Annotated in this window: 8 protein-coding genes and 1 other annotated feature; of the genes, 3 read left to right on the forward strand and 5 right to left on the reverse strand. The window is 38.5% G+C overall.

Annotated features, from left to right (window positions below):
• Nucleotides 1-76: 76 nt before the first annotated feature.
• Genes yhaM through ACIQLB_RS14645 form a run of 3 tightly spaced genes read right to left on the reverse strand, consistent with a single transcriptional unit; the run spans nt 77 to nt 5,120 of the window.
• Nucleotides 77-1,012: a 3'-5' exoribonuclease YhaM gene (gene yhaM / locus ACIQLB_RS14635; RefSeq protein ID WP_400726974.1), complete on the reverse strand. Its 936-nt coding sequence runs from the start codon at nt 1,010-1,012 to the stop codon at nt 77-79.
• Nucleotides 1,009-3,900 carry an ATP-binding protein gene (locus ACIQLB_RS14640; protein WP_400726977.1) on the reverse strand — a complete coding sequence of 964 codons (2,892 nt, stop codon included), beginning with the start codon at nt 3,898-3,900 and terminating at the stop codon, nt 1,009-1,011. Before ACIQLB_RS14640 ends, yhaM begins: the two co-directional genes overlap by 4 nt.
• 5 nt (nt 3,901-3,905) lie before the next feature.
• Nucleotides 3,906-5,120 (reverse strand): metallophosphoesterase family protein, encoded by a 1,215-nt coding sequence (locus tag ACIQLB_RS14645; protein WP_400726980.1) that lies wholly within the window; start codon nt 5,118-5,120, stop codon nt 3,906-3,908.
• 349 nt (nt 5,121-5,469) lie between these two features.
• On the opposite strand from ACIQLB_RS14645, the gene ACIQLB_RS14650 reads away from it, so the two are divergent.
• On the forward strand, nt 5,470-5,655 hold the full coding sequence (locus ACIQLB_RS14650) for a YhzD family protein (protein WP_053485764.1): 186 nt from the start codon (nt 5,470-5,472) through the stop codon (nt 5,653-5,655).
• A gap of 180 nt (nt 5,656-5,835) precedes the next feature.
• On the opposite strand, the gene ACIQLB_RS14655 is transcribed toward ACIQLB_RS14650, so the two are convergent.
• Entirely contained in the window at nt 5,836-6,618 is a 783-nt protein-coding gene (locus tag ACIQLB_RS14655) for an enoyl-CoA hydratase (RefSeq protein ID WP_400726983.1), read from the reverse strand.
• 140 nt (nt 6,619-6,758) lie between these two features.
• On the opposite strand from ACIQLB_RS14655, the gene trhO reads away from it, so the two are divergent.
• Nucleotides 6,759-7,730 (forward strand): oxygen-dependent tRNA uridine(34) hydroxylase TrhO, encoded by a 972-nt coding sequence (trhO, locus tag ACIQLB_RS14660; protein WP_400726985.1) that lies wholly within the window; start codon nt 6,759-6,761, stop codon nt 7,728-7,730.
• Nucleotides 7,731-7,878: 148 nt separating this feature from the next.
• Here the strand turns inward: trhO and ACIQLB_RS14665 are convergent, their stop codons facing one another.
• Nucleotides 7,879-9,531, reverse strand: coding sequence for an FAD-binding dehydrogenase (locus tag ACIQLB_RS14665; RefSeq protein ID WP_400726987.1), 1,653 nt, complete (start codon nt 9,529-9,531; stop codon nt 7,879-7,881).
• Nucleotides 9,532-9,937: 406 nt separating this feature from the next.
• Nucleotides 9,938-10,177: a binding site (T-box leader), on the forward strand.
• 162 nt (nt 10,178-10,339) lie between these two features.
• Between ACIQLB_RS14665 and serA the strand changes: the two genes are divergently transcribed.
• A complete protein-coding gene (serA, locus tag ACIQLB_RS14670; protein ID WP_400726990.1) occupies nt 10,340-11,947 on the forward strand; it encodes a phosphoglycerate dehydrogenase in 1,608 nt (535 codons plus the stop codon).
• Nucleotides 11,948-11,968 lie beyond the last annotated feature (21 nt).

Raw genomic sequence — 11,968 nt, forward strand, 5'->3', positions numbered from 1 at the left:
AACAGAGATATTCATAAATGTTTTCAACTTAAAAAATAGGGCTGCTGAGAAGTTTCTCTCAGCAGCCCTATGCATTCTAAATAGTCGGTTTATAAAACGAGCGATTATCAAGCGGAAATAGTCGCTCAGTAAATTCGCCTGGTGCTGTTTTACCTAATGCTCGAGTTAGCATGTTCATCTTAGCATCAATATTATCAATATAATGTAAGATTTCTGCTTCTTGAATCATCGGTTTTTTCGGACTGCCCCATTCTTCTTTACCGTGGTGAGATAGCACCATATGTTGCAATAGCATGACTTCCTCGCCCTCGATTTCTAGTTCACTAGCAATCTTGGCAATTTCATTGACCATAATTGTAATATGGCCAAGTAAATTCCCTTCAACGGTATACATTGTTGCAACAGGTCCTGATAGCTCTACAACCTTGCCAATATCATGCAAAATTATCCCCGCATATAACAAATCCCGATTTAAAGTAGGATATAAATCAGCAATTGCTTTTCCGAGTCTCAACATTGACACCATATGATCCAATAGACCAGATGCATAATCATGATGATTTTTCGTTGCAGCTGGATATACTAAAATAGCATCCTGATGTTTTTTAATAGCTGCACGTGTAATTCGTGATATATTCGGATTTTTAATATCAAAGAAAAATTGCGTCAATTCTTCATATAATTCTTCTTTTGGAGTAGCTGAGGAAGGAACTAAATCATTAATAGCAATTCCCTCCTCTGGTTTTGCTACACGGATTGATTTTATGCGCAATTGATTCTTACCGCGGTAGTCATGAATTTCTCCACCTACACGGACAATCGCCTCAGCGTGATACATTTTTTCATGCTCTTCATTTGTATCCCATAGCTTTGCCTCAATATCTCCACTTTTATCTTGTAATAACAGTGACATAAATGGCTTTCCAACTGTAGTAACCCCTTTTGCCGCCTGTTTAATTAATAAAAATTGATCAACTGATTCTCCAGCCTGGAGCGTCGTAATACCCTTCATGTTGACGCCACTCCCCTTTCATTTGCTAGTGCTCCAACATCGACAATTTGGTCTTTCTGCCAATGTTCGAGCATCGTGTCATGGCAAGTAAAATATAAAATTTGACGTTCATATCCTACTTCTTTCATTAATTGTACCATTTTGTCTGTACGGTTTCGATCAAAATGGACAAAAGGATCGTCCATAATAAATGGAAATGGAGCAGAAGTTGTAAGCGTTTTTGCTAATGCCATGCGCAACGAAATATAAGCTTGCTCCTTCGTTGCCTGTGATAATTCCGCCATTTGATAACGTATTCCAGAAACATCCTGTGTAACAAAATAGCCTTCATCATTAATGAAAAGCTTATCGTAACGTCCACCTGTTAACAAATTAAATATTGCATTAACCTCTGTCAAAACATATGGTAGTTTTTCTTCTCTTAGGCGGAACAATGTTTCATGAATCGCAGTAGCCAATGCCTTTTTTGTAGCCCATTGCCCTATGAGCTGTTGCAACACTGATTTCTCTTCTTCAAACTGTTGAAGCAACTGACCATATTTCTCGTCATTTAGAAGATTCTCCTTTTGGATTTGTAGTGTCGCGCGTTGTTCTAAGCAATGATCTATTGCTACTTGCATTACGCCCCGCTCATCTTCTAAAGTAAGTAGTTTTTCATTAAGCTGTTCCTCATCTATCAATGACTGTTCGTTGTCTACATTCAGCGAGGCTAGCTGACTTTGAATGGATTGAAGTTCTGTTTTTATTTTTTGTTGTTGTTCAAATTGTTCATGAGTTTCATAATAAACCTTCTCTGATTGAACATTCGCGACATTAAATAACTGAGTAATTTCAGACTCATAGCTGTCTATATATGATTGCACTCCTTGAATTTTGGTCTGAAGGCTAGTCAACTGCTCTTTTGCTTGTTGGGATATCTGTTGCTCCTGCTGTAAAGTAAGAAATGTATTACGTAAATGCATAAAGATTTCTTGCTCACTATACTCTGCCTTTAAGACTCGCTGTGCTTGTTCTAGGAGCCCGATTTTCTCCGCTTGTACCGTTTGTAGAAGAGTAAATGTACTGTTCTTTTTGGCTGCCAATTCTTGAGCACCACGAATGCGCATAAACAGCTCTGGTAATAATGTTTTCGGTATATTCCCCTCTAGCCGATAGCGTCCTAAAAAATGCTGAAGCGACTGAGTGGTCTCTTCATTCACCTGCTCAGCCCGCTGAATTTTATATTCAAGTTTCACATATTGACGTTCTTTTTCTTGCTGTTGCTCATTTACATGTAACCAACGATCTTCAAGTTTTTGTTTTTTTAGCAGGATGGTTTGAGCCATATTTTCCTCCTGCTCTAACTCACGTATTTGCTGACTCTGCTGTTTACTCGGCGCTTCATGTGCTTGTCTAGCAAATTTTAAATATAAAATTATGATCAGTGACATAACCGCTCCTACAACGATTACAGCTATATTTTTTTCCATAACACCATAGATAAACGAAAGTACACTTAGGGCTAACACAATAAATATAAAAATACTTGGTTGTTGTTGTTTCGAGCGTTGTGACCTTCCAAAACGCAATTGTTCAAGCTTTCGCTTACGCTGAGGCCACTCTGCTAAAATATGTTCTTCCTCTGTAGATAATGACTCCTGTTGAAGCTGTTGTTTCAGTTGAGCGATTGTATCTAGTTCTGCATGTAGTTGCTCCACCGAACGCAATTGAAATTTCAGCTCTGCTTCTGCTTCTTCTAATAGGCTTAACTGTTGTTGGAATTGTTCCTCTTGCTGTAATGATACAGTTTCTATAAGCAAAATATCCTGCGCTGTTTTTTCCTGAACACCTAATAAACGAAACTGCGCTTCTATTTCTTGCTCGATTAAATACAGCTCATCCATTAAGTTCTGTTCCTTAACAACTAACTGATTCCATGCTGCTTCCTTATTCACAAGACGAGACATTTCAGTAATAGCCTGCTCGTCCATTGTTAATTGTAGCTTTTGTTGTAGTCCCCGATACTGCTCCTTCAGCTGCTCCATTTGTAGTGTTTCATGCATAAGCCGATCCTTTAATTGCTCATAACGACGAATCCCTTCTGGCGGAAACTGCACATGTTCATAGCTTTTTTGCGTCTGTTCGAAAGCTTTTTGCTGTTTGATAAGCGGCATAGCTTGCTGAAGAATTGTGAGCTGCTGCCAATTTTGCTGCTGTGTTTTTTGCTGACTATATAACCCCTCTAGCCTTTGATCGAGCTGCTGTAATTGTAATAATTTGTCCTCAAAGGTCTGAATATTACCTTGTTCTTGTTTAATGGTACGCTCTAGCTTTTTTAAATGCTCCAATTTTTGATTAATAAGTGGCACTTTGCCTGTTTTTTTAAAAAGCTCACTAGCATCTTTGTCTAATTTCTTTTCTAGAGATGATAGCTGTTGAATCCCTGTTGTCCCTGAGGCAAGCAACAAATGTGTTAGCTCTTCCTCTGACATTTTCTCAATGTCCTGTAGCTCATGTAATGAAAAGGAGAAAATGGACTCAAAGGAGGCTTTTGAATAACCATTTAATAGTTTTGCTAAAAGCTCCTCATGCCCCATTGTTCCGTCTTCTAGATAAACTGTGACATCTCCAGCTGCCTTTCCTTTAATACGTTCGATCGTGCATTGCCCATACGTTGGATGCCAAATTGTAAGCTGACCACCGAATTTAGTCGATACTTTCGGCTCATATTTACGTTGTGTCTGCTGCCTCGTAGGAAATCCAAAAAGCATTTGTAAAATAAACTGTTGAATGGTCGTTTTACCCGCTTCATTCATACCATAAAAAATGGTAACACCTTCATGTAAAGTAATGGTGATATTTTCATGCTTGCCAAAGCCATAAATTTGGATTTTTTGTATCGTTAGCATGTTATTCACGCCCTTTGAATTTCTTCTGCTAATAATTCTTGCGCGTTGTGCATTAAATTTTTAATGTCCTGTTCTGTTAAAGGTTCGATCAGTCTTGCACCACCAGCATGTTGGTACAGTTCCTTTAAAATATCCTTCCATTCTGAACTATCCCATTGTTCCATTAAATTCATCACCGATTCAGTCACAGCAGTATGCTCATACGATGTTGCTGATTGATGTAACACGAGCTTTTGTACCCAGCACATCGGTTCAATCCCATCCTCGGCTTCTCGAATAGTTTCTAGCCATGCATCAACAGTAGCATGTTCAAATAAAGATTGTGATTGTTCATCTATATTTTTTAAATGGAGTTCAATAACAGATGCCCCATACTGTTGACGATTGAGGATCAATGCTTCCTCACATTTTTTTAGTAGTTCATTTGCATGAAACACATTCGTACAATCCACCTCTACCGTGTTATAAACAACAGTAGATGTCGGCACAAATTCCAGGTCAGTAGAGGTTTGTGACAAGGTTACGTCATAGAAGCCCTTTATTCCCTGCTCTTTCCGATGTCGGCTTTGAATATTGCCTGGATAAACAATCGGTGGATTTTGATGTAAAAGTTGACGTTTATGAATATGTCCTAAAGCCCAGTAATGATAGTTTTTTTCAAGAAGTTGATCTTTTGTGAAAGGGGCATAAACAGCATGCGAGGTATCGCTAGCCTCACTACCATGAAGCATACCAATATGAATAACATGCTGGTCCTGTGCAACAGGATAACTATCAATCATTGATTTCGTTATATGACGGTCGCTATAACTAAAGCCATAAATATTGATTTGCTGACCACGTATTTTTAATTGCACAACACTAGTTTCAGCTGGTAACTCATAAACATTGCTCGGTAAGGAAAAGCGTGTCCAAGCACCATTTAAGTGATCATGATTACCATAGCTTAAAATGACAGGGATATTATGCTGAAAGAGTTTTTCCATAGCCTCTTGAAAGCGTCTTTGTGCCTGTAAGCTACGATTTTCACCATCATATATATCACCGACAATCAGTAAAAAATCAGGTTTCTCCTGAATAGCCTTCTCAATAATTTTGTCAAAAGCTTCAAAAGTACTTGTTCGAATCTTTTTGAAATTTTGTTCAGGCAAACCAAATAAGCCCTTAAATGGACTATCTAAATGTAAATCCGCCATATGGAAAAAACGAATTGTTGACATCCAATCACCTCAAGTAATAAATAATTTATATCTTGACGTCATTCTTTTTTCACTCGCAATGCAGTAAATAATTCAGTACATCGAAATTGCCACTTCAATAATTTACCAACAGCTATTTGTCTCATCTTTATGATAAGACATTCGTGAATCACGCCGAAACCGAATATTTGTTCTATTTTATCATACTTCACACAAGATGAGAAATGTATTCAAAGAATATTCATGAATCGTATTGCCTTAAATTTTCCACAACTTTTGTAATTTATCAAAATATTCGCTAGTTTTACCGTGAAGTTTATAAACCTTCTATGTATAATAGAAATATATTTAAGTAAAGGGTGGGGTTTGTATGGAGAATTATCGTTTTACAGCTTTTGAAAAAACTGGGGAAACATTGTTTGATGAAACATGGAAATTCGAAAACGATGAGGCTGCAAAAATCAACGGTCTACAACAAATCGAAGAAAAAGGTGTTGCCAACAAAACTCATCGCCTAGTTAACTCTTCAGGTAAATTAATTTTATTCCATGTCTAAAAATGGCTAGTAAAAGGCGCGTAGTAAACTTTACTACGCGCCTTTTAGGCCAACAGATGTTTTTTGCGCGAAAGCGTAGCGTCAGCGGCATGATGTTGGTCACTCAGTCGTGTGTTGCTGTCGCTTCGCTTTCGCACAGATAAATTGCCACAGGACGTGGCGTTCTTAGACTGAGTTCCTCTATTTTCCTACAAAGGCAGGTGCTCTTTTCTCTACAAACGCATGGATTCCCTCTAAATGATCGGCCGTTTTACGCATCGCTGCTTGCCCCTCTGCTTCCATTGATAAAATACTCTCTAATTGCGGTAAATTTTGAGCATGTAGAATTTTTTTAGTCGTAATCATCGATGCAATTGGAGAAGCAAGCATTTTTCCAACTAGTTGGTCAGTAATTGCAAAAACAGTTCCATCTGGTGCAACGTAGTCAATTAACCCTTCATCCTGTGCTTCCGATGCAGTTAATACTTTCCCCTCCCAAATCATTTGTTTAGCTTTGACAGTACCCACACGTTCCTTCATAAAGAAATGACCGCCACCATCAGGGATGAGCCCTATGCCTATGAAATTCATAGCGAGCTTACTATTTTCACATGCCACAACTATGTCGGCCCCTAGCGCTAGACTAAAGCCTAATCCAGCTGATGCTCCATGAACTGCTGCGATGACGATCATCGGTAGCTGATAATATGCCTTGACGATACGTGTTAAATAAACCATGGCCTCATTAATATTAAGTGGCTTATTTGGATTTAGCATTGCTTTAATATCGCCACCTGCAGAAAAGACTTTTCCCTCCCCACGAATAACGAGAATTTGTATTTCTTGTTCTTGCTGTAGTGCTTCAAAGCATTCTGCTAGTTCACGCATCATCACATCGTCCATGGCATTCATGGCATGTGGTCGATTTAAAGTTAATGTTGCACGGCGTTCTAATTTTTCTAATGTAATCGTTGAAAATTCCATCCCAATACACCCCCAAATATGAATAGTCATTCACTATGTAGTATTCGTGTTTTTTTAGAAAACTCCTTCTATCCTGCGCAAAATAGCACTTGATATGCTATATTTAAGGACGAATATTGATTTAAAGGTGGTTAATGATTGTGACACAGAAAGACTATCGTGTATTACTTTATTATAAATATATAGCTATTGAAGACCCTCTAGCATTCGCAGAGGAACATTTAGCAGTTTGTCAAGAAATCGGACTTCTTGGTCGTATTTTAGTTGGCTATGAGGGGATTAATGGAACGGTTTCAGGTACAGTCGAGCAAACTGATGCATACATGAATCAGATGAAGGCAGACCCTCATTTTAGCGATATTATGTGGAAAATTGATGAAGTTGAAGGGCATGCCTTTAAAAAAATGCATGTGCGCCCTCGTAGAGAGATTGTACACCTTGGTTTGAACGATGATATTAATCCTTTAGAAATAACAGGAGATTATTTATCACCAAAGGAATTTATGGAACGTATGCAGGAGGATAATACGGTAATTATTGATGCACGTAATGATTATGAATATGACCTCGGACATTTCCGTGGTGCCGTGCGTCCAGATATTGAAAACTTCCGTGACCTACCTGATTGGATGGAAGCTCATAAAGAAGATTTTGCTGATAAGAAAATCTTAACTTACTGCACAGGTGGTATTCGCTGTGAAAAATTCTCTGGCTGGTTAAAACGTGAAGGCTATGGAGAAAGTGTTGGTCAGTTACACGGTGGAATTGCCACGTATGCTAAAGACCCAGAGGTAAAAGGTCAACTATGGGATGGACAAATGTTTGTCTTTGATCGACGTCGTAGTGTACCGATTAATCAGGTTGAGCATGTTATTGTCGGCAAGGATTTCTTCACTGGTGAACCGACAGAACGTTATACAAACTGCGCAAATCCTGATTGCCATAAATTAATGCTTTGCGAGGAAAAGCATGAGGCCTTTTATATGCGTAGCTGTTCAGACGAATGCCGCCGCGCAGAACGCAACTTCTTTGTTGAAGAGAATGGTTGGACAAAAGAGCAGATTGAGGGACAAATCGCTAAAATCTCCGAAGTTCAAAACTCTTCTTTATAAGAAAAAAGAGCATCATCCATTTGTGGTGATGCTCTTTCATATTTTTTTGGTAGCCGAGCGATTTTCCCCCGGCACCCGATCATTTTCTCGCCTTACCCGAGCAATCTCCCTCTTACTAGGGCTTTTTAAAACTCACTTAAATTTTCCTTCATTCTCTTTTTGCCAAGTAACGCCCTACCTGTCTACCACTAAATAAACACCCACCAACAAATGTCCCTTCTAAAGCACGGTAACCATGTACACCGCCACCACCAAAACCACTAACTTCCCCAGCTGCAAATAAACCCGGTACAGGCTGACCATCTATTCCTAACACAGCACCATTCAAATTGGTCTGTAAGCCTCCTAATGTTTTACGCGTTAAAATATTTAAGCGTACCGCAATAAGTGGCCAATTTTTTGGATCTAATATTTTATGGGGCTTCGCAACGCGCACAAATTTATCACCAACATAGTTTCTTGCCCCATGAATAGCATTAACCTGTAAGTCCTTTGTAAATTTATTGTCCATTTCACGATCCCTTGCTAAAATTTGCTCTTTTATTTTGATAAAATCAAGAAGGTCATTACCAGCCAACTTGTTCATTCCTTCGACTAACTCCTTTAAATCATTAGCAATCACAAAATCCTCACCATGATTTTTAAATGCCTGAATTGGACCTGGTGCACCTGGCAAAACACGTTTCAGAACATCACTAATACTTTTATTTGTTAAATCAGGATTTTGTTCAGAGCCTGATAATGCAAATTCCTTCTCAATAATTTTTTCAGTTAAAATAAACCACGAGTAATCATAGCCTGTTTTTTGAATTGCCTCTAATGTGCTTAACGTATCAAAGCCCGGAAAATTAGGTGCTCCAAATCGATTGCCTTCTGCATCAAACCATAATGATGAAGGGCCAGGCAAAATTCGAATGCCGTGATTTGGCCATATAGGATCCCAATTTTTCAAGCCTTCTGTATAATGCCACATGCGGTCTCGATTAACGATACGTCCTCCCGCATGCTCAGTAATTTCTAACATTCTGCCATCTACATAAGCAGGTACACCACTGATCATATTTTTAGGTGGTGTTCCTAGTCGCTCTGGCCAATTTTTTCTGATTAAATCAAAATTTGCACCTATTCCACCGCTGGCCACAATAACCGCTTCAGCTTCATAAGAAAATTCGCCAATGCCCAGCCTTGAGCTTTTTTCACCACGAATTGCATAGCTTTGAGCCAAAACTGTTCCACTAATCCCTGTTATTCTTCCATCGTGTAGAATAAACTCATCTACACGATGTCTTGGTTTAAAATCTATATAACCATCATTTATGGCCTTTTTCACTTTTTCAGCAAACGGCTTTACAATGCCTGGCCCAGTTCCCCAAACAACATGAAATCTAGGTACCGAATTACCGTGTCCGCCTGCTAATGATCCTCCACGTTCTGCCCAACCGACGACAGGAAAAAACTTAATACCCATAGACTTTAACCAACTATATTTTTCACCAGCTGCAAAATCTACATAAGCCCTCGCCCATTTATACGCCCACGAATCTTCATCCTCCAAGCGATCGAAGCCAGCCGTCCCTTGCCAATCCTGCCAGGCAAGCTCTTTACTATCCTTAATACCAAGCCTTCTTTGCTCAGGTGAATTCACTAAAAATATACCACCAAAGGACCAAAATGCCTGTCCCCCCATTGAATTTTCAGGTTCTTGATCTACTAAAACAATTTTTTTCTTTGCATCCGCTAACTCACAAGCAGCTACTAATCCTGCCAGTCCTGCACCGACAATTGCTACATCATACATCATTCTACGCCCCCTAAAAATCAATCTTCATTACTTACATTCTTCTCTAATTGATTGTTTACCTTCTACACATTAAATTTTTGACGAAAATGTGACAATAAAAAATGTTCGCTTCCCTCCTCTAAACAACGAAAGTTTCCAATCACGCAATCCATTTAATACCAATTCATTCCCGTATAATTTTCGACCTCAAATATTTGTTAAAAGCCCATGTAATCTGACTTAACATATATCGGTAGCGCTTTCATTATCCTTTCCGAAAAGACGAACGATACAAAATATAAAACACGATAATATTCGTATTTAGGTATTTTTCTGACTTTTGAAGTCACGATTTTTAATCTTTTTCAGAAATATTGTTGACAAAGGTGAACAATAAGGATTATGATGTTAACAAATTTAATCACACGAAAATATAACGACGGAGACATGCTAGTCGCAAGAAAATCCAAAGAGAGCTGATGGTTGGTGTAAATCAGTGATTTCTACGATAATAGTTCCACTCCTGAATAGATAAGCCGAACATCTCCAAAGTAAGCTTATCCGTTACATGCACGTTACGCATATTGCTAAGACTGCTAGAAATCTTTCAAGCAGTGATTAAGGGTGGTACCGCGAACCAATGTCTATTCAGCCTTTCGCCCCTTACAACACAATCTTTGTGTTTGTAAGGCGCGGAAGGTTTTTTTATTGTTTTTTATTCTAGAAAGGAGATTGTTTGCATGCTGTAAGATGTTTGGTTTTACAAAATTCAGACTGTTTCGTATATAAAGAACACTAACAATTTTTTATTAAAAGGAGCTAATTACAAATGACTACTGCAACAAAAACAATTAACGTATTTATCGCTGACCCACTAAGTGAAGATGGTATTTTCCCACTACGACAAGAACAAGATTTAGATTTAAATATCATTGTTGACACTGGTCTTGCACCAGAAGAATTAATCGCAAAAATTGCGGATGTAGATGTTTTACTAGTACGTTCTCAAACAACGGTAACACGCGAAGTAATTCAAGCAGCTAAAAACTTAAAACTTATCGGACGTGCTGGAGTAGGTGTAGACAACATTGATCTAACTGCTGCAACTGAACATGGTATTATCGTTGTAAATGCACCAGACGGTAACACGAACTCTGCTGCTGAGCACACTATTGCCATGATGACTTCACTTGCTCGTCACATCCCACAAGCATTCAATACACTTAAAAATGGTAAATGGGATCGTAAATCTTATGTTGGCGTTGAGCTTAAAAATAAAACTCTAGGTGTTGTAGGCTTCGGCCGTATCGGTGTTGAAGTTGCTTATCGTGCAAAAGGTCAACGCATGAACGTTATGGCATACGATCCATTCCTAACAGATGAACGTGCTAAAGAGTTAGGGGTAACAAAATCAACAGTTGAAGAAATTTGTGCAGCTGCAGATTTCATTACAGTACACACACCACTTCTTCCTGAAACACGCAACCTTATTAACAAAGAAAAATTCGCTATGATGAAAGATGGCGTGCGTATCATTAACTGTGCACGTGGCGGTATTATCAATGAGGATGATTTATACGATGCAATCGTAGAAGGTAAAGTAGCGGGTGCTGCTCTTGACGTATTCGTAACTGAGCCAGCAACTGACCACAAGCTACTTACTTTACCACAAGTAATCGCAACACCTCACTTAGGTGCATCTACAATTGAAGCACAAGAGTCTGTAGCTGTAGACGTTTCAAACGACATCATTAAATTCTATAAAACAGGTACTGTAACTAATCCAGTGAACATGCCATCTATTCCAAAAGAGTTGCTTGCGCAAGTAGAGCCTTTCTTTGAATTAGCTGAAAAACTAGGTTCATTCTTATCTCAACTTACAACTGAGCCTGTAAAAGAAATCAACTTATCTTATGCTGGTGAAGTAGCAAATTATGATGTTCGTCCATTAACGTCAAACGCGTTAAAAGGCTTATTATCTAAAAACCACGGTAATCATGTGAATGACGTAAATGCTCGCTACCTATCTGAACGTATCGGCATGAAAATTAATGAACATAAAACAACAACTGCTAAAGGTTTCACTAGCTTAATTACGATTGAAATTAAAACAGTAAACGAAACACACACAGTTGCTGGTACATTATTAAACGGTTTAGGTGCACGCATTGTTAAAGTAGAAGACTATGTTGTTGACGTTATTCCACAAGGTCACCTTCTTTACATTAAAAATACTGACAAGCCAGGTGCAATCGGCCGCGTAGCAACAAAGCTAGCAGAAAAAGATATCAACATCGCAACAATGCAAGTTGGTCGTGCACAAGTTGGTGGTACAGCTGTCATGATGCTAACAATCGACAATGCTGTAACTGAAGAAGATCTAACATTCGTTGCACAGCTTGAAAATATTGATGAAGTAAGAGCGATTAACCTATAATATTGATAATTTAATATATTG

It is taken from the genome of Lysinibacillus sp. NPDC092081, from assembly GCF_044755845.1.
Lineage (GTDB): Bacteria > Bacillota > Bacilli > Bacillales_A > Planococcaceae > Lysinibacillus.

Bases quoted from the DNA above. Each gene is read 5' to 3' on its own strand.
- ACIQLB_RS14650 (WP_053485764.1), top strand. From the start codon at position 5,470: ATGGAGAATTATCGTTTTACAGCTTTTGAAAAAACTGGGGAAACATTG.
- ACIQLB_RS14640 (WP_400726977.1), bottom strand. From the start codon at position 3,900: ATGCTAACGATACAAAAAATCCAAATTTATGGCTTTGGCAAGCATGAA.
- ACIQLB_RS14645 (WP_400726980.1), bottom strand. From the start codon at position 5,120: ATGTCAACAATTCGTTTTTTCCATATGGCGGATTTACATTTAGATAGT.
- serA (WP_400726990.1), top strand. From the start codon at position 10,340: ATGACTACTGCAACAAAAACAATTAACGTATTTATCGCTGACCCACTA.
- ACIQLB_RS14655 (WP_400726983.1), bottom strand. From the start codon at position 6,618: ATGGAATTTTCAACGATTACATTAGAAAAATTAGAACGCCGTGCAACA.
- ACIQLB_RS14665 (WP_400726987.1), bottom strand. From the start codon at position 9,531: ATGATGTATGATGTAGCAATTGTCGGTGCAGGACTGGCAGGATTAGTA.
- yhaM (WP_400726974.1), bottom strand. From the start codon at position 1,012: ATGAAGGGTATTACGACGCTCCAGGCTGGAGAATCAGTTGATCAATTT.